The organism is Bifidobacterium sp. JNUCC 75 (assembly GCF_054819865.1).
In genome coordinates this window covers 1,951,962-1,978,294 of record NZ_JBTHIF010000001.1, presented here as the reverse complement: position 1 = coordinate 1,978,294, position 26,333 = coordinate 1,951,962, and the positions used below count along the sequence as shown (strand labels likewise).

Genomic DNA, 26,333 nt, shown 5'->3' with positions numbered 1-26,333 from the left:
CTCAAATACCACAACATCCACTGCCCGGCGAAGAACCCATAGGTTTCGAACATGACCGTCGCAGCCGTATAGCAACGAAACCGTCAATGCCTGCACCGTAATACTGACGGTCAACCGTCACCGGCGCGGGTCGAACCCGAAGCCATGGAAGGCTCCCAGGTGGGATCATCCGCTTTCTTGATTTCTCAAGCCGAGTAGTAGTATAACACAACCCTTAGGACCGGGCCTAGTCAGGCGGTTGCTCCGTCCACCAGGGGCAGGTAGTCTCCGTAACCCTCCTCCTCCATCCGGTCCCGCGGAACGAACCGCAGGGCGGCGGAGTTCATGCAATAGCGCTGCCCGCCACGGTCAGCCGGGCCGTCGTCGAAGACGTGTCCCAAATGGATTCCGGTCTGTGCCGTCCGCACCTCGATCCGAGGACGACCCAGCAGCTTGTAGTCCTTGCGGTTGACCAGCAGGTCGGGATCTATGGGCTTGGTGAATGCCGGCCAGCCACAACCCGAGTCGTACTTGTCCGCCGAGGAGAAGAGTGGCTGCCCGCTGACCACGTCCACATAGATGCCCGGGCGGAATTCCCCATCGTAGGCGTTGGCGAAGGGCCGTTCGGTGGCCGAGTGCTGGGTGACCTCGTAGCTTTCAGGGTCCAGGGACCAGATGCGCTCGATGTAGCGCTGGCGGGAGGCGGCGTTGGCGATGGCCTCCAGAGGAATGTGGCAGTATCCGCCGGGGTTCTTGAGCAGGTAGTCCTGGTGGGACTCCTCCGCCGGATAGAAGTTGATCAAGGCTTCCACCTGCACAGCTGGCTGACGGCCGGTCCTGCGCTCCAGCTCCTCCAGAGCGCGACGGAAGACAGGCTCTTCCTGCTCGCGATGCTCGGAATCCCAGTAGAGGCCGCTGCGGTACTGCCTGCCCCGGTCATTGCCCTGCCGATCCACCGAGAAGGGGTCGATCAGATCCAGCAGAAGCAGGGTCAGGGTCCGCAGACTGACCGTCTGGGGATCATAGGTCAACCGCACGCTCTCCACAGCGTCGGTGACACCGCTGCAGACCTGCTCATAACTGGGGTTGGGCACTGTGGACTGGGCGTATCCCACCTGAGTGTCGATAATCCCGTCCACCTCTTGGAAGAACCGCTCGATGCCCCAGAAGCATCCCCCGGCCAGAACGACCGTGGCCGGGTTGTTGGTCGAAATCTTGTTCTTGTCCATGATTCCTCCTCACATACCGGTACCTATCGCTAGCTTCAACAAAATCCGGAGAGCCCCTATTCCGTCCTTCCAGCCTCTTGACAGCCTTCTCACATTGTCGACCAGTCTGTCCTTGCGGCGCAAGAGGCGATTATCATATGACCATCTCCAAATCGAAGTCAGGAGGCGGGTCATGCCACGAGTGCAGCAAGACGCTGACGAAGACACGAGGTCCTCCGGGACCATCCTGGGCTCCCTGGCTGCGGCCTTCCCACGGACCCTGCCCATCATGGCCGGATTCTTGGTGCTGGGGATCTCCTACGGCTTCCTGATGACCAGCCGCGGATTCCCGGTGATTTACCCGCTGGCCATGAGTGCCCTGATCTACGCCGGATCCATGGAGTTCGTGACCGTGGACCTGCTCATGTCCACCTTCAATCCCTGGGGCGCGCTGATGCTGACCCTGATGGTCAATGCACGCCATCTCTTCTATGGCCTGGCCATGCTGCCGGTCTTTCGAGGGACGGGCCGGAAGAAACCCTACCTGATTTTCGGCATGTGCGATGAGACCTTCGCCCTGGAGTCCGCCGATCCTCACCCGGCCGGAACCGACAAGGGCTGGTACCTCTTTTTCGTCACTCTGCTCAATCAAATCTACTGGGTGGGCGGCGCCACCCTGGGCGCTGTGCTGGGCAACCTGGCGAACTTCGACACCCGGGGACTGGATTTCGTACTGACCGCCATGTTCCTGGTGCTCTTCCTGGAACAGTGGCGGCAGGCCGAGGCCCGTGTGCCGGCCCTGATCGGTCTTCTGGCCTCCTTGGCCTGTCTGCTGGTCTTTGGACCTGACCGGTTCATCATTCCGTCCATGGCTGTCATCCTGGCCGTCTTCATCCTCTTGGACTTCCGCAGCCAAAGGGAGGCCTCATGACCACTGCACAGCAACTGATCACCATAGGCATTGTGGTCCTGGGAACCATGGCCACCAGATTCCTGCCCTTCATAATCTGGCCGGAGGGACGTCGGCCACCGGCCCTGGTGACCAGGCTGGGACGTCTGCTGCCAGCCGCCGTCATGGGACTGCTGGTGGTCTATTCGTTGAGGCACACCAACCTGGTCGGAGACGACCACGGGCTCTACGAGGCCCTGGCTCTGTTGGTCACAGCCCTGGTCCACCTGCGCTGGCGAAACATGATGGTCAGCATCGCCTGCGGCACCCTGACCTACATGGCCCTGGTGCAAGGGTGGCTGCTCTTCCTGATCCGTCTGGTTGGTCTGGGATGATGAGTGTGCGTCCAATGGGCGAGCGCAGAAAGAAGAATCTTATGCAGGATGACGGTCAGTCGGACCGTACAGGCCAGGCATCGCTCTGCCGAATCTGGGGTGCCGGACAGTACTTCGGTGAAGAGACGGCACGCGGCGAACAAGCTTTGGTCATAGCAGCGGATGGAGGACTGGAGCCGGCTCTGGAGCACGGTGACGAACCCGACCTGGTCGTAGGCGACTTCGACTCCCTGCCCGCTGGCAGCCGAAAGCTGCGCACAGACATCCCGCGCCGTGTCCTGCCTGCTGAAAAGGACGACACCGACCTGCTGGCCGCAGTCAAGGTAGGCTGGCAGCGGGGTTGCCGACGATTCCTTATATATGGTGGTCTGGGCGGGCGTATGGACCACACGCTGGCCAATCTGAACCTGATCCATCTGATTGCTGCCAGCGGTGGCCGGGCCGAACTCTGGGGCCAGGGAATGCTGGTCACGGCTCTTGGACCCGGAAGCCTGGACTTTCCGGCCTGGGACTGCCCGCCCAGGTCCATGGTCTCCGTCCTGGCGGCCGACGACCAGGCTCTGGGTGTGGTCGAGCAGGGCCTCAAATACCAGACGGACGGCATGACCATGACCAACCAGCAGGTCACCGGTGTCAGCAACGAGTTCCTGCCCAGCAGACCGGCCCACATAGCACTGAAGCAAGGAACAGTGTTCGTCACCTACCCCACATCAGCGCCCGAGCCGGTCTGGAGCACCAGTCTGGAACCCAAGGCCGACCTGGGCCCCTTGGAGACCCGACCCTCCCGTCGTCTGGCCTGAGCCCTCTTTTGACTTGAAAACCCACGTGGAAAGGAACAATCTATGACAGCATCATCAACCAAGCAGCCAACGACCCCGACAGCCGAGCACCCGCTCTTCATCTGCTACAGCCGCTGCACCACCTGCGCCAAGGCCCGCACCTGGCTGCGTGACCACAATGTGGACTTCACCGAGCGCGACATCAAGGAGGACCGCCCCACTCAGGATGAACTGACCGCTTGGTTGGACATGAGCGGCCTGCCCGTCCGGCGATTCTTCAACACCTCAGGTCAGGCTTATCGCAGTCGGGGGTTGAGCAAACGCCTGCCGCAGATGGACACGGAGCAGGCTCTGCAGCTGCTGTCCACCGACGGTATGCTGGTCAAGCGTCCCATTCTGCTGGATGGCCGGCATGTCCTGGTCGGATTCCGTCAGCAGCAGTGGGAGGATTGGCTGGCCAATACGAACGAAAATTCTCACAATTCCTGATCGTTTTGTTGCACAAACAAACAACAAAACCTACCATTTTTTTTGTTCGTTTTTTCCTCGGCACAACCCGCGTAATCGCTTGCTATAAGTACACAGGGTTCTATAAACTATGAGATGTTATCAGTAATCGGCCATATACGGTCCGGTAATTTTTGTGCTGTATACGGCCAATCTCCAAGGGAGAATTGAATGACAGTAAAGATTGGCATCAACGGATTCGGACGTATCGGTCGTCTGGCCTTCCGGCGCATCTTTGAGCTCCAGGCCCGTGGCGGCGACGCCTCCAACATCGAGGTTGCCGCCATCAACGATCTGACCACCCCGGCCATTCTGGCCTATCTGCTCAAGTACGACAGCACCCAGGGCACCTTCCGTCACGACGATGGCACCCCTGTCTCGGTCACCTCCACCGACACTGCCATTGTAGTGGACGGCAAGGAGTACCCGGTCTACGCCGAGAAGGATGCCAACAACATCCCCTGGGTCAAGAACGACGGCGTGGACTACGTGCTGGAGTGCACCGGCTTCTACACCTCGGCCGAGAAGTCCCAGGCCCACCTGAACGCCGGAGCCAAGAAGGTTCTGATTTCCGCCCCTGCCAAGGACGACACCACTCCTACCGTGGTCTATGGCGTCAACCAGGAGACCCTGAAGCCCTCCGACAAGATCATCTCCGCCGGCTCCTGCACCACCGGCTCCCTGGCCGCCATGGTCAAGATGCTGGATGACAACTTCGGCATCCGCATTGGCTACATGACCACCATTCACGCCTACACCGGCTCCCAGATGCTGCTGGACGGCCCCAAGGGCAACAAGCCACGCAACACCCGCGCCGCTGCCATCAACACCATTGAGCACTCCACCGGTGCCGCCAAGGCCATCGGCAAGGTCGTTCCCTCCGTTGACGGCAAGCTGCAGGGCCATGCACAGCGTGTGGCCGTTCCCTCCGGCTCCGTCACCGAGCTGACCTGCGTCCTGGACAAGAAGGTCACCGTCGACGAGATCAACAACGCCGCCAAGAAGGCCTTCGAAGGCAAGGACTACTTCGGCTACAACGACGAGGGCATCGTCTCCTCCGACGTGATCGGCGACACCCACGGTGGCATCTTCGACCCCACGCAGACTGATGTCAACACCTATGGTGACGACCAGCTGGTTCGCACCGTTGCCTTCTATGACAACGAGTACGGCTTCACCAGCAACATGATCCGCACCCTGCTCTACTTCGCCAAGTTGGGCGACTGAGCATCCGGCCGGTTCCTCCGGCCATGGCGATTTCGGGGTCCGTTCCCTTCGGGGGCGGACCTCTTGCTTATAATCAGCGCCTCCGGGTGAGCGCCCGCATGGCCAAGTCGCAGACCAGGCCTACGACCATGCCCACCAGAAACCCGATGGCCATGACGGCCAGAGGGTTGTTTTCCAGCCAAGAGGCGGCCAGATACCCCAAGGTCCACATATACATGGACCAGAGCAGACCAGCCAGTGCAGCCAGGGGTAGATAACGGGTCAACGGATACCGCGCCGCCCCGGCAGTCAGATTTACCACGGTCCGGCCCGAGGGCACGAACCGCGAGGCTAGTGTGAAGAAGCCGCCTCCCTGCAGTAGCGCCCGGTGGGCCCATGATGTCACAGTCTTGCCTGCGGCACCTCGAAAGACGGCCAGACGATTCAACGGGACAAGTCGCCCCAGCCCATAGGTGCAGGCATCGCCGCCCGCAAAGGCCAGGGCGCAAACCAGAAAGACCAGGATGGGAAGGGGTCGCCCCGAGGCTCGAAAGGCCGAAGCCGTGGCCAGGACCATAAGCTCCGTAGGTATGGGAATGATCAGCGCATCCAGAAAAGCTGCCAGGAAAAGCACGGCTAGCCCCCATCCGCCCGTCACCGCATCGAGCAGCCAGGCATTGACAGCGGTCATGGACTACCCTTTCCGCGAGATCGCACCAAAGACACCCCTAAGCCTACGCAAACGGTCAGTACCTTAGCATGGAGTCATGAGCAAGAAGAAGCGGGCAGACTCGGATGCCGCGACGCCGGCCATGGCCCAGCTGGAGCGTCTAGGGGTTCCCTTCACCGTCCACGAGTATCATCACAATGCTGACCACATGGACCAGGGGTACGGCATCGAGGCTGCCAAAAAACTGGGCCTGGATCCGCGTACGGTCTACAAGACCCTGATGGCCGACACGGGTAAGGAGCGGGTCATCGGCATTGTTCCGGTGACCGGCCATCTGAACCTCAAGCACCTGGCCGCTGCCGTGGGTGCCAAAAAGGCTCGTATGGCCGACAAGGCCCAGGCCGAGCGGGAGAGCGGATATGTCTTGGGCGGCATCTCGCCCTTCGGCCAACGCACCGCACACATCACCGTGCTGGACCAGGGCGCATTAGAGTTCGACACCATCATGGTTTCCGGCGGTAAGCGCGGCATCAGCCTGGGTCTGGACCCCCGAGATCTTATCCGTGTCCTCAAGGCCAAAACCGCACCTCTGGCCACCAACTGAGAGATTTTAGCGCTGGAGCTTAGCCCTGCGGCTGTGGAACTTTCCTGGATGCACGTGCAGAGCGCAGAGCCGTAGGCAGGACGAAATGCATGTGCTCGTCGACTGCTCGTTCTCGGGTTACCCGGGTGAATCCTCGGGATGCCAGGGTCTCCAGCACCCCCTGAACCAGGTTTTCTGGAACCGAAGCACCCGAGGTGAGCCCTACCGAGTCCATGCCCTGCAGCCAGATCGGATCCAGTTCACCCGCATCGTCGACCCGGTGGGCCCTCTGCTCACCCTGACCAGGAAAGCGCGCATTCAGGGCCTGACGGGCCACCTCGACCAGACGCACTGAATTGGAGGAGTTGGCCGACCCCACCACAATCATGCAGTCCGCCTGACCGGCCACCAGCTTGACCGCCTGCTGCCTGTTCTGGGTGGCATAGCAGATGTCGGAACCCGGCGGCTCCTCTATCCAGGGGAAGCGTCGACGCAGAGCCGCAGCCAGATCGGCGGTCTCATCCAGGCTCAGTGTGGTCTGAGTCAGCATGACCAGAGGCGTGTCCGGTCCGAAATCCAAAGCCTCGATATCGGCCTCATGCTCCACCAGATGAACCCGGTCAGGTGCCTCCCCCATGACTCCAATAGCCTCGTCGTGCCCCCGGTGGCCTATGTAAATGATCGAGTAGCCGTCCCGAACGAAACGCTGGACCTCCCGGTGGACCTTGCTGACCAGGGGGCATGAGGCATCGACCACGCGCATCCCCCGCCGCTGGGCCTCCTTGACGACCGAGGGGGCGATGCCATGGGCTGAGAAGACCACGGGAACCCCGGCGCGGACGGCCTGGTCGGGAATCTGGTCCAACTCATCCACGAACACGGCCCCACGCCGGGACAGGTCCTCAACCACATGCCGGTTGTGGACTATCTGCCGACGCACATAGACCGGTGGCAGACCCTGGTGGGGGTTGTCTGCATCCAGGATGGTCTGCACAGTCTGAATGGCACGGTCCACCCCCGCGCAGAACCCGCGCGGATCAGCAAGGATGACCCGGCCATGCCCCTGCGGGATCGGCTGTTCGCACACGGTGGTCCGAAATCCTGCCACTGCCGCTCCTTATCGATGTCAATCCGGACGGTTCCGGACGCTGCAAATCCATGGTAGAAAGCCAGAGCGGCCCCCGATAGTCCATTCGCCACTCTTTCACCAAGAAGCCAAGACCGCCCAGGCGCTAGGATGGTGGCGTACCAAGCATCAACGGCACTATGGAAGTGGGAGCATGCATACGAACGAGATGATGGGCGGGGCCGTGCCCCGGACAGGACAGCAGTACAGCATCCGTCATGGGGACTACGAGGCGGTGGTGACCGAGCTGGGAGCCATCCTGCGTTTCCTGAAATACCGGGGAAAAGACTTGCTGGCCTCATTTGACCCGGATGGAACCGTACCATGTAGCAACGGGAACGTGCTGGTACCCTTCCCCAACCGGATCGAGGATGGCACCTACGAATTTCAGGGCCACACCTACACCCTACCCATCGACGAGCATGAACGGAACACCGCCATTCACGGCTACGGATACCGGGCCTACTGGCGGCTGCAAGCCCTGACCGAGGACTCCGTCAGCCTCTCCTGGCGGGTGCCAGACATGGGCGGATACCCCTTCGACGTGGTGGTTACCGTCACCTACACCCTGGACGACCAGGGGCTGACCATGACCACCCGTGCTCTGAACCTAGGCGACGAGGCTGCGCCTTGGGCCTTCGGCATCCACCCCTGGCTAGCCAACGGCAAACAGGGCGTCGGTGACCAGATTCAGAAAGACAACGCCCCCTGCACCCTGTCCATTCCCTGCCGTACCCACGTGATGGTCGATCCCGACAGGCTGCTGCCCACCGGTACCGAACCCGTCCAAGGGCGAACAGATCTGCGCCAAGGCCCTGCGCTGGGTGAGGATGCGGACTTCGACGACGCCTGGACTGATGTGGAGCGGGACGACGACGGCACTTGCTCAGCCTGGTTCACCAGGCCGGATGGCATCCGAATTCAGCTCTGGGGCGATGAGACCATCACCTCATGGCAGGTCTGCACTGGAACCGGCTTTGAGGCGGACATGCGCCCGGCCGGTGTTGCCGTGGAGCCTATGACCGCATATGCCAACGCCTTCAGAACTGGTCGGAATCTGGTCATTCTGCAGCCTGCAGCCGTCTACACCACCCAGGTGGGTTACCGGGCACAAGAGGTCTGAACAGACTGGTTGATCGACAAAGGTCAGCCCGGTGTGCGATAATCGGCAAGGCTTATAGGTTCATCAGTAGCAAAGGAGTCCAATCATGGGCATGCGCGGACGCAAGCGCAGGGATCGCCGCAAGAAGGCCGCCAATCACGGCAAGAGGCCGAACACCTGATCGTCTGCCCCGGCACCAACGGTGCCGGGGTTTTGCATATATACATAAAAAAAAAAAACCATGGTTGCATAGACATGACCATGATCCCTGCAATAGCCTGAACAGTCGGATAGAACCGTCGTACTGCCAAGGAATCGACGAGATTTACCTAACTGAATCTACTTGTCCGCAGTGCGTTCCGTGGTCCCCTGCTCCAGTTCATCCATCTGATCGAACATGTGCCTGAGCCGGTCCAGCAGACAGTCTGGTGCACATTCGGGACGCAGGTACCGGCGCAGCTCCTCGATGACCATGCGCTCCCGCTCGTCGCAGCAGGAATCCGGATCGAAGCAGTCGCTGGGGTCAACGCAGGAGGCATCCTGGTAGATGCGAAGGCTGGTGTGGGTCACCCTGACAGAGCCGCCGTCATCGTATGCGTAGTGACTCATCTCCACGCGTCCGTCCATGCTCCTGCCCACTTCCTGATACCCGATCTTCGGGGGCCCTCAATGCCCCTTGCTGCTGATCTCTTTTTTTATACTAGGCCTGACCTCAACAGGTCCATGGCGTTCCGCTGAGGGCTTGCCTGCAGCCCCGCGCTCCTGCTGGTAGCCACGCTCCTTGGCATACCGCTCCAGCTCCTGGCGTAGCTGCGAGCGTGCACGGTTCAGTCGGCTCATGACTGTGCCGATCTTGATGCCCTCCTCGTCGGCGACCTGTTGGTAGCTCTTGCCATCGATGGCAGCGTCGATGAAGACCCGCCGGCGTTCCGGACTGAGCCGATTCAGCGCGGCCATGATCTCCTCGGGGGCGAAGGTCTCCATGTATTCCTGCTCAGCGGATTTGAGCCCCTCGGACCCGTGCTCCGATGCCGAATAAATATCCCAGTCGTTGTACTCGCCAGTCGAGTCGTTGGCCCTTTGCGGACGCCGCTTGGCCTTGTGATACTGATTGAAGTAGGCGTTGCGCTCGATGGTGGTCATCCAGGCCTCGAAATTGCTGCCGGGTTGGAAGCGGTCGAAGGCCTTGAATCCGCGCTCGAAAGTATCCTGAACCAGATCCTGGGCATCGTCGGGGTTGTTGGTTAGGCGCATGGCCTGTCGGTAAAGCACATCGACCGCAGGCATGGCCAGGGCCTCGAATTGACGTTTTCTGCTTTCGAGTTTGCTGGTATCTGCCACATCCCCTATTGTGCCATCCCCCCTCGCCCGTCGCGGTTCCGACCCGGTCGCGGGCCGGTCGCTCCTCGGTTACCATAAAGACTGAGGAGAAATCACGCTTATGGAAAACACCGAGTACACAAGCATGGAGCAGGCGCTTCAGTCAGCCCCGCAACAGGAGGGGTCGACACGCCTAGGGGACTCCTGGCTTCTGGGGTTCGACACCGAGACCACGGGCACCAAACCAGGCAAGGACGGCATTGTTTCGGCCAGTCTGGTTCTGCGTGACCCGACCAAGGGCTACGCAGGGGATGTAGTAGCCACCTGGATAGTCAATCCGCATCGGCATATCAGCAAGGGGGCCAGCAGGGTCAACGGGTTCACCGATGATCAGCTGGCCACTGAGGGCATGAAGCCTGAGCTGGCCACCGAGCAGATGGCCGGATTCATCGCCTGTGCCCAGAACAAGCGCATCCCCCTGCTGGCCTACAACGCCCCCTTCGACGTGCAGATGCTGGACGGGGACATCGCCCACTGGTGCTCAGGGTCAGTCAAGCCCCTGAGCGAAGGGGATCTGCTGGTGGTGGACCCTCTGGTCCTGGACAGGGAGATCTCCCATCGGTCGGGCCGCCGCACCCTGGGAATGACCAGCGAGTACTACGGCGTCATCCCCCATGGCAACTTCCACAATGCCACGGCGGATACGGTGGCGGCAGTGGATTTGATTAAACCAATGACCACCCTCTTCCCCCAGGTGGCCCGAATCACCATGGACTCCCTTATGGACTGGCAGCGGCAGGCGCAGGCCAAGTGGCGGGACCAGTTCAACCAGCACCTGATCTCACAAGGGCGTCGACCGGTCACTGACAACTGGCTCTGACCCCGGCCCTAATGCCCACAGGCCTCTGCCTGGAAATACAGAGCAAGGAGTGATCAAGATAAGCGGCTACCCGCATTTGACCATTCAGTCAAAGGGTCGCCGGACCCACCTTCTTCGGCCTCAACGGGGTTATAGACTTGGGTCTGGTCTCGGTCAGATCTCCTATCGGGACAGGCACAACCCAACGGACAAGGGGGAAAAACGGCATGGCGCTGACGATGGCTTCGACCTTGGAGCTACTGCAAGAGCATGATCAGCTGCGCGAGGTTATCCAAGGCGACCGGTGGACCTTGGATTCGCCCGAGGATATCCAGCCATCCAGGCCCTTCACCGATGTCACCTACGACACCCGTCAGGCGGGACCTGGCAGCCTGCTCTTCTGCAAGGGACACTTCCGGCCTGAATATCTGGATTCTTGCGGCCCGGAAGGACCGGCGGCCTACGTGGCCCAGCAGGATCTGTCCGCACACACCAAAGCTCCGGGGATCATCGTCAACGACGTGCGCAAATCCATGAGCCTGCTGGCCTCAGCCTTCTATGGCCGCCCCCAGGACCGGCTGACCCTGGTGGGAATCACCGGCACCAAGGGCAAGACCACCTCTGCCTACTTCCTGCAAGCCATGCTCTCCAGGCTCTCCGGGGGCCGCGCCGCCTTGCTCTCCTCGGTGGACAACTGCCTGGACGGCCGACACTACCAGGAATCCCAGCTAACCACTCCCGAGTCGCTGGACCTCTTCCGCATGATGCGCCATGCGGTGGATGCGGGCATGCGCTACATGGTCATGGAGGTCTCTTCCCAGGCATACAAGGTGGACCGGGTCTATGGGCTGACCTTCGATCTGGGGGCATTCCTGAACATCTCCCCAGACCACATCAGCCCCATCGAGCATCCCAGTTTTGAGGACTATTTCTACTGCAAGCGCCGCATAACCTACAACAGCCGGCAGCTGGTCCTGGGAGCCAATGCGCGCGGAGCCGACCTGATCCGTCAGGATGCCCGCGCCGCCGGAGTTCCAGTGACCACCTTCGGCGATGGAACTCGACAGGCCGACTTCCTGGTCCGCAAGGCTCCCGGTGAGGGCGACGACTACCTGATAGGGCCCTCCGACGGAACCCTGCGACCGGTCAGTCTGTCCATGGACGGGGATTTCAACGCCTTGAACGCGGCCGCCGCCCTGGCCATGCTGACCCGTCTAGGTCTGGAGCCTGATTCCGGAGCCATCCAGGCCATGGGGAACGTCAGAATCGCCGGCAGGATGGAACACTTCAAGGCCGACAACCGGGTGGTTTACGTCGACTACGCCCACAACAAGGCCTCGGTCACAGCTCTTCTGAATTTTGTAGATGAGCGCTACGGCGAGCGTAAACCCCTGATTACTCTGGTTTCCGGTTCCGCTGGCGGCAAGGCCATCGATCGCAGGGAGGGCATCGTCAGCGCCGCCCAGGACCGTGTCGATCGGCTGATCCTGACCGCCGACGATGAGGACGGAGAGAGCTCGGACCAGGTGGACCAGCAGATGCTGGGCTTTGTGACCAACCCCAACCTGGATGTCAGCATCGAGCCGGACAGGGCCCAGGCCATCAAGCAGGCCGTAGGGGATCCGGGCCGGCCAGGGGACCGTTTACGCGTCACCCTGGTCATCGGTAAGGGCGAGGAACGCTGGATCAAGAAGGACGGCAGCCACGTGCCCTATGAGGGCGACGACCATGTGGTGGCTCGCCTGCTGGGTACGAAAAGCTACAATCTGGGAGCCACCGGAACAGCCCAGGGATGACTATCCCGACAAGCCCCTAAGACGGGAATCCGATGCCCCGTGGCAGAACTGGACGCACGACCACCTGGCAGGTGGTTTCAAATAGATCAAAGAATTCCAGCCGGTCATACAGGGCAGAGAAGGATCCCGCCATGCCGCAGCGGCCCATCGTGGACTCTCAGGCGGTCCTGACACAGGTCAACCTTGATCGGGTTCGGACTCTTTGCGGCCTGAACGATCCGGATCCTTCAGCCGCTGGGAGATGACGGCCGTCACCCCGTCCCCCCGCATGGTGACCCCATAGAGAGCGTCAGCGATGCCCATGGTCCGCTGCTGGTGGGTGATGATGATCAGCTGGGCATGCTCCCGCAGCTGCTCGAAGGCCTTGAGCAGCCTGGTCAGGTTGACGTCGTCCAGGGCGGCCTCAACCTCGTCCATGACATAGAAGGGGCTGGGCCGGGCCGTAAAGATGGCCAGAAGCAGGGCCAGGGCCGTCAGCGACCGCTCTCCACCCGAAAGCAGGGATAACCTGCGGACCTTCTTGCCGGCCGGACTGGCCTCGACCAGAACACCGGTGGTCAGAAGGTCGTCCGGGTCCTCCAGCCGCAGTCGCCCGCGCCCGCCTGGGAAGAGGGTAGCGAAGATACGCTCGAAGGCCTGGGCGGTGTCGTCGAAGGCCTCCTTGAAGACTGTGACCATGGTCGAATCCAGATCCTTGACCAAGGCCATCAGGTCATCCCGTGAGCCTATTACATCCTGACGCTGCTCGTGCAAGTAGCGGTTGCGGGACTCTAGAGCCTCGTATTCCTCGGTGGCCAGCGGGTTGACCTTGCCTAGGGCGGCCAGGTCCCGCTTGGCCTTGGCCAGCCGTTTTTCCTGCTCACCGCGCCGGTAGGGCACTGTTTTGAAAGCTGGCGAATCCCCATCTTCGCCCATCCCCTCCTGGTCCAGGGGCACCGGGTTGCCCTCGTCATCCAGAACAGGAACCGGACGGTCGGGGCCATATTCGCGGATCAGTTCCTCCGGCTCCATGCCCAGGTCATCCTGGATGCGCTGACGCAGACGGCCGTCTTCACCTGCCAGACGCTCCCGCTCCAGGTCCAGACCGTGCTCATCCTGGCGCAGACCGGCCACCTTGGGTTCCAGAGCGTCCCTGCTGGCACGCAGATCTGTCAGTTCCTTGTCATGGGCCGAGGCCTTGGCCCTGAGCTGATCCCGGCGGCGGGCAGCACGCTCCATCCTCTCCTTGATCAGCTGGGCCAGCAGGTCTGCCCTGAGAGCGATCAGCCCCAGGGAAGCCATGCCAGCCTTGCGCCGACGATTCTCCTCACCTATTCGCTGACGATGGCGTTCGGCCTGCTCGGCCTGATCCCGCAGCAGATCGATCTGACGCAGCAGGGAGGCATGCCGCCGGTCGCTCTCGGTCCAGGTCAGCTTGGCTTCCATCTCGGCGGTGCGGGCCTGGTCCAGAGCCGTCTCCAATTCATGCTGCCGGTCTTCCATGCCCTCCGGGTCATCAGGGTCAGATTCCCCGTCTTCCTGGGCACGGGCCAGGCCGGCCTTGAGATCTTCCAGTTTGAGTTCGTGGGTGCGCACCTGGTCGCGCACCTGGGCCAGCCGGTCATCCAGATCCTTGACTCCGGCCTGGGCTCGATCAGACTCCTTGCGGGCTGCCGCCAGATCCCGGGCGGCCTGCTCAGCTTTGACCCGGGCCTCAGTGCACTGGTTGCGCGCCTCCTGAAGCTTCTGCTCTGCCTGCTCAAGGACGGCACGTGCCGCTTCCATCTGGGGCTGCAGTGTTTTGGATTCCTCCTGGAGGGCCTCAACCTGCGCCAGGGCCTTATCCCTACGCGCGGTCAGCGCCAAGTCGCTGGTGGCTGGAGCGGATCCACCTACGGCGCCTACCCGGTCGTAGAGGTCGCCCAGGCGAGTCAGCGCCTGTTGCCACCCGTCCTCCAGGGCATGATGGGCCTGATTAACGTCATCGACGGCAGCTGTAGAGGCCAGCAGACTGCGGACAGCATCCAGCACCCCCTGGGCCCGGTCAGGATCGGCAGGATGTTCCCGCAGGGTCACCAGGTCGGCGGCCGGCCGCCAGGGGCCGTCACCATGCCTTACGCCTGCACCCTTGATCGGGCCTGATGCCGAGATCAGCGCGGCGCGTCCCAAGCGATCCTGGCGGGCCCGCTCCAGGGTTCGATCGACCGTCTGCTCATCCTTGGCCACCAGGGCCGAGGCATAGTCATGCAGGGCCTGGGCCAGGGGCTCCTCCCAGCCATCCTCTACTCGGACGAAGTCGGTCAGCAGGCCCAGCAGGGCCGGATCCCCGGCCTGGGACAGGGCCTCGCCGGCGCCGCGATGGTCCAGCGTGTCCGCCAAGGCATCAGCCTTGGCCTGAGCAGAGATGGCATCGGACTGAATTCGACGTTCCCGCTCCTGAAGATCGTTGAGTCTGCTGCGGGCCTGGTCCCTGACCTGACCCGCCTGATCCAGGGCCTGTCTGCCGTCCTGCTCAGGGTTTTCCTCCTGATTATCCAGATCTCGCACCCGGTTTCTAGCACGCTCCAGGCCTTCCCTGACCTGATCCTGCTGGCGGGTCAGGTCGCGCTCACGCTGCCTGGAAAGTTCCAGGGCCGATTCCTCCTTGGCCACCAGCTGCGCCAGGTCACCAAGCCGAGCCTGTCGCTTCCTGGCAGCCTGCCGCAGCTCGGTCATGGTCTGCCGGTGAGCGGCCAGCCGCCGCTCCAGATCCGCACGAGCTTGAACGCAGCCATCCAGGGCGATCCGGTCGGCTCCGACCTGGCCCTCCTCCTGGTCGGCCTGGCCCTTGAGCTCGTCGGCCCGCCGCCTGAGCAACCCAGGATCCTGACCCTGATCGGCCACCATGCCTGCCTCCAGCGAACGGCTACGCTCCCTGGCCAGGGATGCCAGGGACCCGGCACGCTCACCGAGCTTGGTCAGGTCATTCCACTGCTGGTTGACCGCATCCAGGGCCGGACTGGACTGCCTATCCAGCCCCTCCAGCTGTTCGATGCGCAGCTTGACCCTGGTCAGGTCCTCCTGTCCCCTGGCCAGCCGCCCCCGGGTCTCAACCATCTGCGAACGCAGATCCTCCAGCTTTTTCTGCGAAGTCAGAGCATCATCGGCATGGATACGAGCCTGGGCGTCCCGCAGACTGACCTGGATCATGTCTGCCCGGCGGGAGACCTTGGCCTGGCGACCCAGCGGTCCCAACTGCCGATGAATCTCGCCAATCAGATCATCCAGACGGGAAAGATTGGCCTCGGTGTTGGCCAGCTTGTGCAGGGCCCGTTCCTTGCGCTTGCGGTGCTTGAGGATGCCGGCCGCCTCCTCGATGAAAGCCCGATGGCCGGCGGGATCAGCCCGCAGGATGGCATCCAGCCGCCCCTGGCCGACGATCACGTGCATCTGCTGCCCTAGCCCGGTGTCGCTGAGCAGCTCCTGGATGTCAAGCAGGCGGCAGTCGGAACCGTTGATGGCGTATTCGGACCCGCCGTTGCGGTAGATGGTCCGGCTGATGGTGACCTCGGTGTAGTCGATATCCAAGGTCCGATCGGTGTTGTCGATGGTCAGGGTGACCTGCGCCCGGCCCAGCGGCGGCCTGGAGGAGGTGCCTGCGAAGATAACGTCCTCCATGGATCCGCCGCGCAGGCTTTTGGCCCCCTGCTCGCCCATGACCCAAGCCAAAGCGTCGACTATGTTGGATTTGCCTGATCCGTTGGGGCCCACCACAGCGGTGATGCCCGGCTCGAAGCGCAGGGTGGTAGCCGAGGCGAAGGACTTGAAGCCCTTGAGGGTCAGCTCCTTGAGATACATCAGGCGCGCTCCGCCTTAGGCTTGGCCAGATCGGGGTTGGGACGCTCGGCCAGCAGGGTGCGGGCATCGCCGGCGGTGACGAAGCTGCCACAGATCAGCACCCCACGGCCATAGCCCACGCCGGTCTGATCCTCGCTGTCGACCATGTCGACGGCCGTCTGGATGGCATCGGGCATCCGGTCGCGCCGGACCACCCTGTCGGTTCCGAAGACCCGTACGGCGACCCGCTCCAAATCCTCGGCCGGCATGACCCGGCCCTTCCAAGAGTTCTCGGTTACCACGACGCTGTCCAGCACGGGCTCCAGTATGCCCAGATAATCCTCCACCTGTTTGTCGGCCATCATGGAGATCACGCCCACCAGCTGCTTGAAGTCATAGTTCTCCTCGATGGCTGCACGCAGGGACTGGGCCGCGTTCAAGTTGTGTCCGCCATCGATGATGATGGTGGGCGAGGTGCGCACCTGTTCGATCCGTCCAGGAATGCGCACCTGACTTAAGGCCTCGGCCACCAGATCCTGGTCCAGGGCCCCGTTAACGGGGATGACCGTCTCGGCTGCCGCCAGGGCTGCCAAGGCGTTGTGGGCCTGGTGCTCCCCGAACTTGTCGATGGGCACATCCTTGTAGAGCCCCTGGGGTGTGCGCAAGGTGGCCACTTGACCACCCACTGCGGGCATGCGGGAGACCACCTCCAGCTCGTTGCCGTCCCTCAGCAGAGTGGGGGCACCCTGCTCGCGCACAGCCTGCTCGATGATGGGCATGACGGCATCCTCATGAGGCTGGGCGCCGACGATGACCGTGGACTTGGGCTTGATGATCCCGGCCTTCTCCCCTGCTATCTGCTCGACCGTATCTCCGAGCCACTGCATGTGGTCCATGTCCACCGGCCCGATGATGGAGGCATCGCCATCGAGGACGTTGGTGGCATCCCAGCGGCCGCCCATCCCCACCTCGACAATGGCCACATCCACGGGGGCATCAGCGAAGGCCCAGACAGCCATGGCGGTCAGGACCTCGAAGAAGCTCATGGGAGCCCTGCCCTTCTGAGCGAAGCGGTCGTCCACCATGGCGATGAAATCCTCAATCTGCTGGTAAAGGTCTACGAAGTCCTCGTCTGAGAGCTCCTTGCCGTCGATGGCGATCCGCTCATTGATCCGCTCCAGGTGGGGCGATGTATAGAGCCCGGTGCGCAGACCGTAGGCCCTCACCAGAGCCTCGGCCATCCGCGCGGTGGATCCCTTGCCGTTGGTCCCGGTGACATGGATGACCCGGAAGCTGTGCTCAGGGTGGCCCAGCAGGTCCAGCATCATCCCCATCCTGTCCAAGTCCAGATTGGGGCTGTCATGCTCAGCGGGACGCGCCATGATGGCCCGTTCGACATCGCGAATATTCTGACCCTTGCTATTGGGGTGTTCGAATGACATATTCTGCCTGCGCCTCCTGCTGGCTGTGGATGCTTCCCGCCTATTCTATGCGCGACCGACCCCGATTGAAGGCCGAAACAGCCGACTGTCACATCGGCCAAACGCACTACCATGGAACCAACATAGTAAGAACCGAAATTTCAAGGAGGCCGGACGTGACCGCATCCGCACAGGAGCATTTACAAGGAGACACCGATCCCAAGAACGTGGACCTGGATGAGCAGAACATGGACGATCGGGTGAACAACCGAACCCTGCGACCCAACTCCCCCGCCTTCCAGAAGTTCATGACCACCGGCTGGCAGGCCCAGGAGCCCCAGATCGAGCCATTGGAATCCAGCAAATACACCGAGCGCCGCCTGCGTGAGCTGGGCCGGCGTTTCCCCGGTGAGCGTCTGGTCATCCCCGCTGGTTCCTACAAGACCCGAAACAACGACAACGACTACGCCTTCCGCCCAGACACCACCTTCGCCTATTACACGGGCCTGGGCGAGGACTACGAACCCGGAGCCATCCTGGTCCTGGACCCGGTGGACCCTGACAGTCCTGAGGCCGCCAAGGGCCTGACCCATACCCCTGAGCTCTTCGTCCACCCCCGGGCCGATCAGTCCACCCGCGACTACTATCGGTCCGCTCAGTACGGAGAGTACTGGGTGGGTCCCCGGGCAGGTCTGCGGGAGCTGGCCGTCATGACCGGCATCCCCACCAAGGACATTGCCTCCTTCCCTGATGCCATCGCCAAGGATCTGGGGCCTGACCAGGGAGCGGTCAAGCTGCGTGTGATCCGTACTGCAGACCAGGAGGTCCTGAACCAGGTGGAGGCCGCCCGCAAGGCCAACGGCATCGGTGGTCCGGACCGCAATGAGGAAGCCGACGACAAGCTCGAAGAGTTCACCTCAGAGGCCCGTATGATCAAGGACGACTATGAGGTAAACGAGCTGCGCAAGGCCATAGCGGCCACCAAGGACGGGTTCGACCGGATCCTGACCCATCTGCCTCAAGTGGTAGGCAAGCCCCGTTCCGAGCGGATGCTGGAGGGTGTCTTCAACGCAAACGCCCGTGAGAAGGGCAACGACGTGGGCTACGGTTCCATCATCGCCTCGGGCAAGCACGCCCCGATCCTGCACTGGATGCGCAACGATGGGACAGTCCAGAAGGGCGACCTGCTCCTGATCGATGCGGGCGTGGAGGTCAACAGCCTCTACACGGCTGACATCACCCGCACCTTCCCTGTAAGCGGCACCTTCAGCCCCCTGCAGAAGCGGATCTACCAGACCGTGCTCAAGGCCCAGCAGGCCGGCTTCGAAGCCGCTAAGCCCGGCGCCACCTACTCGGACATCCACCATGCCATCATGCGGGTGCTGGCCGAAACGCTGCACGAGTGGGGCATCCTCAAGGTCAGTGTGGAGGAGTCGCTCTCCCCGCAAGGCCAGCAGCACCGCCGCTGGCACGCCTGCGGATGTGCCCACCACCTGGGCCTGGACGTGCACGACTGCGCGGAGGCCAGGTACGAGTCCTACCAGGGTGCCCCCATCGCCCCTGGGATGATCTTCACCATCGAGCCCGGACTCTACTTCAAGGAGAACGACCTGCTGGTGCCTCCGGAGTTCCGCGGCATTGGCGTGCGCGTAGAGGACGACGTGCTCATGACCGAACAGGGGCCCCAGTGGCTGTCTGCAGGCATTCCCAAGACCGTGGAAGAGGTGGAGGCCTGGATGGCGGAGCGGGCCGCTCTGGCTGATCCGGGCCGGGACTGATACATGCCCACCCCTGACTTCGTGCTCAGACTGCGCCGGTCCATAGGCCATGACCTGCTTTGGCTGAACGGCGTGACGGCTTTCGTCACTGACGGCCAGGGCCGCGTCCTGCTGGGCCGGCGTTCTGACACCGGCCAGTGGGCCTTGGTCTACGGGATCAACGAACCCGGCGAGGACCCGGCCGACACCGTGGTCCGCGAGGTCAAAGAGGAAACCGGAGTGGATGTGATCGTTTCTGACCTGGCAGCGGTCACATCCTCCCGACAGGTGGTTACTTATGCCAACGGTGACCGGACCATGTACATGGATCATCTATTTATCTGCCGGCCCGACCTCAACGGCAATGCCGACCCCTATGTCGGTGACGAGGAAAGCTTGTCAGTCGGCTGGTTCGACTCCAATCAACTCCCAGACCCGCTGGCCCAGACTACTGTAGAACGCATGGCTCGGGCCCGAACCTATCTGAAACGCCTGCATGGCGGAGATGCCCATGCCCTCTTCAAGGTCGGTGGCAGACAGCTGCCCGCCAATTCCGACCAATCTTAGGTTGGTCATTGAACCCTTGCACGGCTCAGGTCTTGGCAACTCAGTCCTCGAAGAAATCAAGCGGATCGTCGATGAATCGGCGCAGACCTACCAGCGCTGCTCCCTTGAGGGCCGGGTAATCGGCCTGGGCGGGAATGAGCACACGGATGTCCACGGCATCCCGACCTAGCGTCAGCTGATTGAGACGATCCTGCAGACGTTGGGCCAGATTTCCCCCGAAGTGCGACCAGAATCCCCCCAGGATGACTGTATCCACATCCACAATGTTGATGGCAGAGGCGATGACCGAGATCATGGCATCGAGCCCACGGTCAATGGCATCAACGGCCTTGGCGTCTCCCTGCTGCCAGCGCTGGTAGAGTTCCTCCATGGCCTGGGGCGTGACCGCCTCGGCTCCGGTGGCGATGCCCGCTGCCTCAACCAGAGCCCTGCGCCCGGCATAGGTTTCCAGGCACCCACGGCGACCGCAACGGCAAGTGGGCCCGTTCAGATCCACCGAGGCATGTCCCAATTCGCCAGCGAACCCGTGATCCCCTGTCTCCACGGCTCCACGGCGCACCACAGCCCCGCCTATACCTATGTCAGTTGAAATGTAGATAAAAGAGTCTGTGGGTGAAAGCGGTCCCTCATGCCCGTCAGCGGGACGCTGGGCAGCGTAGCCGGGAATCTGTGCGAGGGCTGCCAGACGCGCCTCGTTGCCCACTCGGGGGGCCAGACGGCGAACCAGGGGGAAGTCCTGCAAATCCAGACGTTCCCATCCCAGATTGCGGGCCATAAGCAGGGTGGTGTCGCCGCCGACCAGACCGGGCAGGGCCAGGCCCGAACCCACTGTAAGGTAATGGCGACGTGACAACTTACGTTCGATGGGCTTGGCCAGCTTTTCCAAGTTGGTGAAGACCTGATCGGGCTCCGCCTCGTGCATATCGTCCTTGACCCAGGCTGAATCGATTAGGGTCCCATCCAGATCCATGGCCAGACAGCCGTAGCCGTCGGTATTGATCTGCAAGCCCAGGCCGGCCCAGCGCCCGTGTGCGATGGACAGCGGGGTGCTGGGTCGTCCGTGGTTGCTCTGCGAGGTCTCAGGCTCCTCCTCGCGCACCACCCGATTCCTGAGCAGGAGCCCCGCCAGGAGCGACATGGTGGCCTTGGTCAGCCCGGTGGCCTTGGCCAGATCCGCCCTGCTGAGCGAGGTAGGCGACCGCAGAATGGTGTCGATGATGACCGAGAGGTTGTGGTTCCTCAGATCATCCTGATTGATAGAGCGCAGGGCAGTCACGGTTCAACAACCTTTCATGAACGAACATAGGCCCGCTAAATTCTGGGCCTCTCCAATATCTTACGTTCCAGTCTGACGGCAGTTCAGCAATTGAGATGCCCTGAGCAACGACATTTAGTTTATCGATTTAATAATTGAGATACTATGATGGAGTGCTCCAATGACCGGAGCCCGGAAAGCAAGGAGGCTGACATGAATGAGATCCTGGTGGCGGGAGTGGACACATCGACCCAGTCCTGCAAGGTGAGGGTCACCGAGGCCCGGACCGGTCGGCTGGTCCGCTTCGGCAAAGCTCAACACCCGGCAGGCACCAGCGTCAACCCCATGGCCTGGTGGAAGGCCTTTCAGGAGGCTTCAGCCCAGGCAGGAGGTCTGAACGATGTCTCAGCCATCAGCGTGGGAGGCCAGCAGCACGGTATGGTATTGCTGGACCGTCAGGGGCAGGTAATCAGGGATGCCTTGCTCTGGAACGATACGCGTTCGGCTCCTGATGCCGACAATCTCATCATCCGGCTAGCCAAGTCCAAGACCGGAGAAGCTGAAAGCACCGAAACGGAAAACGACGGGCCAAGCAAGGACCCGAACTCGGATCAGGACCTGGCCATGCGCGGCAAACAAGCCTGGGTGCGGGCTGTGGGCTCCTCCCCCGTTGCCTCGCTGACCATCACCAAAGTGGCCTGGGTCAGCAGGGTGGAGCCGGATAATGCCAGGGCTATCGCGGCCATATGCCTTCCCCACGACTGGCTGAGCTGGGTCATCGCCGGTCATGGCCCCGCAGCCGACCCGGAGACCGAACCAGGGCTGGAAGACCTTTTCACCGATCGCTCGGATGCCTCCGGCACGGGCTACTACGACCCTGCCGCTGACTGCTACCGGCGTGACCTGCTGGACATGGCCCTGCCCGAGGGCATGGCCGAGCGTGTGATTCTGCCTAAGGTCCTTGGCCCCCACCAGGTCGGAGCCAAGGCTGACCCACGCATCGCCGGCAGAGATGTACCAGGCGGCTGCATCATCGCACCGGGCGGCGGCGACAACGCCATGACAGCGCTGGGCCTGGCTATGCAGGTGGGCGACGTCTCAATCTCCTTGGGAACCTCGGGTGTCGCTGCAGCGGTCAGCCCGGTTCCCGCCTATGACATGAGCGCCTCGGTGACCGGATTCGCGGATGCCACCGGCCACTGGCTGCCCCTGGCCTGCACCATCAACGCGTCACGCATCCTGGACGCAGGTCTGGCCGCTCTCGGGACGGATTATGACGGTCTGGCCGAGCTGGCGGAGAAGTCCTCGCCGGGGGCCGGAGGAATCACTCTGATCCCCTACTTCGACGGCGAGCGCACACCCAACCGCCCTGATGCCCACGCCAGACTGGAGGGACTGACCCTGGCCAACACGACGCGCACCAACCTGGCCAGAGCATTCGTGGAAGGACTGCTCTGCTCCCAACGCGACTGTCTGGAGCTGCTGAAACGGCTGGGCACCACGGTCTCCAGAATTCTCCTGGTCGGCGGCGGCGCCAAGTCTCCAGCAGTCAGAGCCTATGCCCCAGGAATCCTAGGCATGGATGTGCAGTTGCCGCAGCCGGATGAGTATGTGGCCATCGGTGCGGCTCGCCAGGCGGCCTGGGCTCTGACTGGAGAACAGGAGCCTCCCGTCTGGTCGGTAAACATCGACACCACGCTGACGGGAGCCCCCTGCGAGCAGGTCTACCAGCAGTATCTGCGCTGGCGGGGATGAAAGGCCCCGCCAGCCTTGGTCACTTGGAACGGACCCGCAGGTGCAGTCCGAAGACCAGATCGGTCTCATCCAAGCGGTAAGCGGGATCCAGCTCGGGTCCGCAGCTGTTGGAGCCTACGCCGCTTGTTGCATAGTCCAGGCAGAGCACGGTCGAGTCGCACTCCTCCAGCTCGTGGTCGTGCCCCTTGGCGGTCAGCTCCTCCTGGGTGTAGGGGGAACAGTTGAAGCTGATGGGCCCATCCCCCGCTGCCTGCAGCAGGGAACGGTCATCCTCCACCAGGACGTAGTCGCAGCCATAATGGGAGCCGTTCTCCTGGGGACGCAGGTAGTGCTCTACCATGCCTGACGCAGTGTTGCGGAAAACGCCGTAGTGGCTGGCACGGTGCATGTCCCGGTAGCTTTCATAGGGCCCATAGCCGCAGTAGGTGACCCGCTGCAGGCTCTTGGGCAGGAAGAGCCGCAGGCCGAACCGGGGCAGATAGGGGAACTCAGGATCACGGTGCAGTTCCATCTTCAGATCCAGCCCACCCTGGTCGCTCAGTGTCCAGGTAGCAAGGATGCTGCCCATGGGCTGAATGAAAGGTGCCACCAAGGACAGTTCAGCTTTAATTGTGGTCAACCCCCGTTCCTGATCAGTCTGCAGCTGGCAGGATAGGGCCCTGGTACTGGCACGGTCGTATTCGGCCTTGCGCCATTCCTGCTTGATGGTGGCATCATTGTCGGTGGGCGCCCGCCAGAGGTTGATCTCCATAGGGGCGGTCAAGAGCGAACGGTTGTCGACGCTCATTGATTCCACCATGCCGGTACGGCGGTTGAAGATGTAGCGCCAATCAGCCCCCTCCACATCGAAGCGGGCATCAGTCTGCCTGACCACCGGCCGGTGGGCGCCCCGGGCTCCGCTGCCGGGATCGGAACTGATGACCCTGGCCACGCCATTGGGACGTTCAGGCATTCCCATATCGGCAGCTTCAAGCTGATCGAAGCCGAGCAGATGCCCTTGCGGAAGCACTGGATCGGCCTTGGCCAGAGCGTACTCCACCAGCAGGGTCAGACGGCCCTTCTCGGGCGGATCCATCGTCGGCAGACCCACGGTGCCCTCGGCATGGGGGGCGATGTGCAGGCCGGTCCCTCGGTCAAGCTCCGGAGTTCCGGAGGCCACCGGCTCCCCATCGCACAGAAGGGTCCACTTCAGGCTCAGGTACTCATCCAAGAAGGTGAAGTCCAGATAGTTGTGCAGCGTGAGCAGCCGGGTCTGGGGATCGTATCCGACTAGACGGGCCGGGCGGAAAACGTTCTTGAACTCCCTGAGGCCAGTATGGGGCCGCCGGTCGGGGTAGACCAGGCCGTCCATGCAGAAGTTGTCATCATGGGGGTACTCACCGTGGTCGCCACCATAGGCATAGATCCGACGGCCCTTGCGGTCCCTGCCCTGATCGATGGCATGGTCGGCCCACTCCCAGATGCAGCCGCCCAGAAGCCCTGGATAGGCCTGAATGACTCGGAAGTAGTCCTCCAGATCCCCTGGGCCCAGTCCCATGGCATGGCAGTATTCACAGAGGAAGTAAGGCCGACGGCCTCCGTCCCCGTCATCCCCGTGGCTGCTGATGCCGTGAGGACCCTCCGGCGTGAAGTAATCCTTGATTTGCTTGATGCTGGGATACATCCTTGAGGTGATGTCCAGATTGCTATAGTCCAGATCCTTCCGGGGCGAACCGTGGATGGCCGACTCGTAGTGAGTCAGACGGGAGGGGTCCCGAGACTTGGTCCAGGCCAGAGCCGCCTCGATGCCGCAGCCGTATCCGCTTTCGTTGCCCATGGACCAGATCAGAATCGAAGGATGGTTCTTGTCCCGCTCCACGCTGCGCTGGACCCGATCGACGATAGCCTTGGTGAAGCGCGGCTCGTCAGCGATGCGGCCATTCCAGTAATCGGGTTCTTTCCAGTCCGGACTATGGTAGAGGGTCTCGATGCCGTGGGTCTCCAGGTCGGCCTCGGCGATCAGGTAGAAGCCCAGCTGGTCGTAGAGGGCGTAATACTGGGGGCTGTTGGGATAATGGGAGGTGCGGATGGCATTGACGTTGTGTTCTTTCATCAGAGTCAGGTCGCGCATGATCTGCTCCTGATTGATGGCAAAGCCGGTGCGTGGATCCCCGTCATGGCGGTTGACCCCATGAATCTTGATGGGGCTGCCGTTGACCCTGACCACCTGGCCGTCCACACTGATGGTGCGAAGACCGATGTACTCGGTGATGACCTCGTCGGGATGCTCCCCCGGCATGGACTCAGCAGAATCGCCGGTGTCAGATGCGCTGGACCTAGTCGTCAGCGTCAGCCGGTAGAGTTCAGGATCCTCAGCATTCCAGAGGCGAGGATGGCTGACTTTCAGGACAAATTGCGCAGGCTCCTTGCAACCTGTCAGCTCGGCCCGGGCCACCTCCACCCCATCGGGGTCGGCCAGCAGAGCCTGGACATCAATAGCAGCATCGTTCTGGCCCGATACGCCGGTCGGATCCAAGTCCAGGGTCACCTTGGCATGACTCATGTCCTCGTCCAGGTCGGTGTGGACGAACCAGTCACGCAGACGTGCCTTGGGTCGACGCAGGATGTAGACATCGCGGAAGATGCCACTCATCCGGAACTTGTCCTGATCCTCCAGATAGCTGCCATCGCACCACTTGAGCACCAGAACGGCCAGCTGGTTGCGGCCCGGCCGCAGGTGGTCGGTCACATCGAACTCGCTGGTGGCGTGGGAGACCTGGCTGTAGCCGATCAGATCACCATTGACCCAGAGATAGAAGCAAGAGTCCACTCCCTCAAAATTGAGCAAGGCCTGGGGCGCCGAGGAATCAGGCTCGTAGTCGAAAGCGCGCAGGTAGATGCCACAGGGATTGTCGGCAGGCACCCTGGGCGGATCGTATGGGAACGGATAACGCACGTTGGTGTACTGGGGGTTGTCATAGCCCTGGGTCTGCCAGACTCCTGGCACATGGATGGGCTGGTATACCCCTTGGCCCGCATCCCGAGAAGGGCTGTAGTCGGCCTCGAAAAAGACCGGATCCTTAGCCTCGTTGGCGGACTGAACCTCGGCATCCAGCTGGTCGATGCTGGCGTAATAGCGAAAGTCCCAGTTTCCATCCAGATCCAGGTACCGATCAGAGCGCCTTCGCAGGTCGCCACGCGTGTCCATGGAGGCGCTGGCCGGCACGAAATAAGCACGGTTGGGCTCGGTTCCCACATGCAGTGTGGCTGGATCCTCGTAATAACGTGGTATGAACATGACGACTCCATCCTCCTCGGTGGCCTTGGCAGCAGACGTTTCACAGGTATGACTGTTTACGCTCACATGCGACCATGATACCGGTGC

Annotated in this window: 22 protein-coding genes; 13 read left to right on the top strand and 9 right to left on the bottom strand. The window is 62.1% G+C overall.

Going from position 1 to position 26,333, the window contains the following annotated elements; genetic code table 11:
* Positions 1–230: 230 nt before the first annotated feature.
* On the bottom strand, positions 231–1,208 hold the full coding sequence (gene msrB / locus ACVWNW_RS07820) for a peptide-methionine (R)-S-oxide reductase MsrB (RefSeq protein WP_144176855.1): 978 nt from the start codon (positions 1,206–1,208) through the stop codon (positions 231–233).
* A 172-nt stretch (positions 1,209–1,380) separates the two neighbouring features.
* On the opposite strand from msrB, the gene ACVWNW_RS07815 reads away from it, so the two are divergent.
* From ACVWNW_RS07815 to gap, 5 genes are all read left to right on the top strand, one after another.
* Positions 1,381–2,118, top strand: coding sequence for an AzlC family ABC transporter permease (locus tag ACVWNW_RS07815; protein WP_454482089.1), 738 nt, complete (start codon positions 1,381–1,383; stop codon positions 2,116–2,118).
* Positions 2,115–2,471: a branched-chain amino acid transporter permease gene (locus ACVWNW_RS07810; protein WP_454482087.1), complete on the top strand. Its 357-nt coding sequence runs from the start codon at positions 2,115–2,117 to the stop codon at positions 2,469–2,471. Before ACVWNW_RS07815 ends, ACVWNW_RS07810 begins: the two co-directional genes overlap by 4 nt.
* Complete coding sequence (locus tag ACVWNW_RS07805; RefSeq protein WP_461196355.1) at positions 2,471–3,271, top strand: thiamine diphosphokinase; 801 nt, start codon at positions 2,471–2,473, stop codon at positions 3,269–3,271. The genes ACVWNW_RS07810 and ACVWNW_RS07805 overlap by 1 nt, the downstream gene beginning before the upstream one ends.
* 42 nt (positions 3,272–3,313) lie before the next feature.
* Positions 3,314–3,739, top strand: a complete 426-nt coding sequence (locus tag ACVWNW_RS07800; RefSeq protein ID WP_454482083.1) for an arsenate reductase family protein — start codon at positions 3,314–3,316, stop codon at positions 3,737–3,739.
* A 189-nt stretch (positions 3,740–3,928) separates the two neighbouring features.
* Entirely contained in the window at positions 3,929–4,984 is a 1,056-nt protein-coding gene (gene gap, locus ACVWNW_RS07795) for a type I glyceraldehyde-3-phosphate dehydrogenase (RefSeq protein WP_110425080.1), read from the top strand.
* A 73-nt stretch (positions 4,985–5,057) separates the two neighbouring features.
* Here gap and ACVWNW_RS07790 read toward each other — a convergent pair whose 3' ends face one another.
* The gene (locus ACVWNW_RS07790) at positions 5,058–5,654 is read right to left on the bottom strand and encodes a DedA family protein (RefSeq protein WP_261254232.1); all 597 of its coding nucleotides are present in this window, start codon (positions 5,652–5,654) and stop codon (positions 5,058–5,060) included.
* A 76-nt stretch (positions 5,655–5,730) separates the two neighbouring features.
* Here ACVWNW_RS07790 and ybaK point away from each other — a divergent pair, with 76 nt between their 5' ends.
* The gene (ybaK, locus tag ACVWNW_RS07785) at positions 5,731–6,237 is read left to right on the top strand and encodes a Cys-tRNA(Pro) deacylase (protein WP_198207115.1); all 507 of its coding nucleotides are present in this window, start codon (positions 5,731–5,733) and stop codon (positions 6,235–6,237) included.
* Between the two features lie 19 nt (positions 6,238–6,256).
* Here ybaK and ACVWNW_RS07780 read toward each other — a convergent pair whose 3' ends face one another.
* Complete coding sequence (locus ACVWNW_RS07780; protein ID WP_454482080.1) at positions 6,257–7,324, bottom strand: 4-hydroxy-3-methylbut-2-enyl diphosphate reductase; 1,068 nt, start codon at positions 7,322–7,324, stop codon at positions 6,257–6,259.
* A gap of 172 nt (positions 7,325–7,496) precedes the next feature.
* Between ACVWNW_RS07780 and ACVWNW_RS07775 the strand changes: the two genes are divergently transcribed.
* Both ACVWNW_RS07775 and ACVWNW_RS07770 read left to right on the top strand, forming a co-directional pair.
* A complete protein-coding gene (locus tag ACVWNW_RS07775; RefSeq protein ID WP_454482079.1) occupies positions 7,497–8,465 on the top strand; it encodes an aldose 1-epimerase family protein in 969 nt (322 codons plus the stop codon).
* A gap of 85 nt (positions 8,466–8,550) precedes the next feature.
* Positions 8,551–8,625 (top strand): 50S ribosomal protein bL37, encoded by a 75-nt coding sequence (locus ACVWNW_RS07770; RefSeq protein ID WP_099327425.1) that lies wholly within the window; start codon positions 8,551–8,553, stop codon positions 8,623–8,625.
* A gap of 158 nt (positions 8,626–8,783) precedes the next feature.
* Here ACVWNW_RS07770 and ACVWNW_RS07765 read toward each other — a convergent pair whose 3' ends face one another.
* Together ACVWNW_RS07765 and ACVWNW_RS07760 are read right to left on the bottom strand one after the other, a co-directional pair.
* Positions 8,784–9,071, bottom strand: a complete 288-nt coding sequence (locus ACVWNW_RS07765) for a hypothetical protein (protein ID WP_232348604.1) — start codon at positions 9,069–9,071, stop codon at positions 8,784–8,786.
* A gap of 39 nt (positions 9,072–9,110) precedes the next feature.
* Positions 9,111–9,731: a sigma-70 family RNA polymerase sigma factor gene (locus ACVWNW_RS07760; protein WP_046323714.1), complete on the bottom strand. Its 621-nt coding sequence runs from the start codon at positions 9,729–9,731 to the stop codon at positions 9,111–9,113.
* A gap of 154 nt (positions 9,732–9,885) precedes the next feature.
* Here ACVWNW_RS07760 and ACVWNW_RS07755 point away from each other — a divergent pair, with 154 nt between their 5' ends.
* Together ACVWNW_RS07755 and ACVWNW_RS07750 are read left to right on the top strand one after the other, a co-directional pair.
* A complete protein-coding gene (locus tag ACVWNW_RS07755; RefSeq protein WP_454482077.1) occupies positions 9,886–10,644 on the top strand; it encodes an exonuclease domain-containing protein in 759 nt (252 codons plus the stop codon).
* 206 nt (positions 10,645–10,850) lie between these two features.
* Positions 10,851–12,419: a UDP-N-acetylmuramoyl-L-alanyl-D-glutamate--2,6-diaminopimelate ligase gene (locus ACVWNW_RS07750; RefSeq protein ID WP_454482075.1), complete on the top strand. Its 1,569-nt coding sequence runs from the start codon at positions 10,851–10,853 to the stop codon at positions 12,417–12,419.
* A 177-nt stretch (positions 12,420–12,596) separates the two neighbouring features.
* On the opposite strand, the gene smc is transcribed toward ACVWNW_RS07750, so the two are convergent.
* Both smc and ACVWNW_RS07740 read right to left on the bottom strand, forming a co-directional pair.
* A complete protein-coding gene (gene smc, locus ACVWNW_RS07745; RefSeq protein ID WP_454482073.1) occupies positions 12,597–16,235 on the bottom strand; it encodes a chromosome segregation protein SMC in 3,639 nt (1,212 codons plus the stop codon).
* The gene (locus ACVWNW_RS07740) at positions 16,235–17,656 is read right to left on the bottom strand and encodes a bifunctional folylpolyglutamate synthase/dihydrofolate synthase (protein WP_198229444.1); all 1,422 of its coding nucleotides are present in this window, start codon (positions 17,654–17,656) and stop codon (positions 16,235–16,237) included. Before ACVWNW_RS07740 ends, smc begins: the two co-directional genes overlap by 1 nt.
* 155 nt (positions 17,657–17,811) lie before the next feature.
* Between ACVWNW_RS07740 and ACVWNW_RS07735 the strand changes: the two genes are divergently transcribed.
* Both ACVWNW_RS07735 and ACVWNW_RS07730 read left to right on the top strand, forming a co-directional pair.
* Complete coding sequence (locus ACVWNW_RS07735; protein WP_454482071.1) at positions 17,812–19,413, top strand: aminopeptidase P family protein; 1,602 nt, start codon at positions 17,812–17,814, stop codon at positions 19,411–19,413.
* 3 nt (positions 19,414–19,416) lie between these two features.
* Entirely contained in the window at positions 19,417–19,959 is a 543-nt protein-coding gene (locus ACVWNW_RS07730; protein WP_261254219.1) for an NUDIX hydrolase, read from the top strand.
* A gap of 40 nt (positions 19,960–19,999) precedes the next feature.
* Here the strand turns inward: ACVWNW_RS07730 and ACVWNW_RS07725 are convergent, their stop codons facing one another.
* Complete coding sequence (locus ACVWNW_RS07725) at positions 20,000–21,235, bottom strand: ROK family protein (protein ID WP_454482068.1); 1,236 nt, start codon at positions 21,233–21,235, stop codon at positions 20,000–20,002.
* A 192-nt stretch (positions 21,236–21,427) separates the two neighbouring features.
* Between ACVWNW_RS07725 and ACVWNW_RS07720 the strand changes: the two genes are divergently transcribed.
* The gene (locus ACVWNW_RS07720; RefSeq protein ID WP_454482066.1) at positions 21,428–22,969 is read left to right on the top strand and encodes a xylulokinase; all 1,542 of its coding nucleotides are present in this window, start codon (positions 21,428–21,430) and stop codon (positions 22,967–22,969) included.
* A 19-nt stretch (positions 22,970–22,988) separates the two neighbouring features.
* Here ACVWNW_RS07720 and ACVWNW_RS07715 read toward each other — a convergent pair whose 3' ends face one another.
* The gene (locus ACVWNW_RS07715) at positions 22,989–26,312 is read right to left on the bottom strand and encodes a glycoside hydrolase family 2 TIM barrel-domain containing protein (protein ID WP_461196354.1); all 3,324 of its coding nucleotides are present in this window, start codon (positions 26,310–26,312) and stop codon (positions 22,989–22,991) included.
* Positions 26,313–26,333 lie beyond the last annotated feature (21 nt).